General features: G+C 52.6%; 1 protein-coding gene. It reads left to right on the top strand.

The window, feature by feature from the left end; all coding sequences use genetic code 11:
- A partial coding sequence (locus LRL21_RS47545; protein WP_240422275.1) for a hypothetical protein occupies window positions 1–213 on the top strand: 213 nt, incomplete at both ends.

The following is a 213-nucleotide window of genomic DNA, read 5'->3' as shown; positions in this document are numbered from 1 at the left end:
GGGATTGACGCCTGGTACGACATACTATGTGCGTGCATATGCGACCAACAACACAACAGCAACGGGCTATGGAGTGGAAGTTCAGTTTAGGACGCAGAACTTACCGGTAGCACCAACGGTAACGACGCTGACGTACACGAACATCACAACAACGACCGTTGATTTAACGGGCAATGTAAGCTCGGACGGCGGAGCATCGTTAACGGAGCGTGG

It is taken from the genome of Paenibacillus periandrae (assembly GCF_022458865.1).
Lineage (GTDB): Bacteria > Bacillota > Bacilli > Paenibacillales > NBRC-103111 > Paenibacillus_S > Paenibacillus_S periandrae.
The sequence above is the reverse complement of the archived record's forward strand: the minus strand, read 5'-3'. Positions and strand labels throughout refer to the sequence as shown.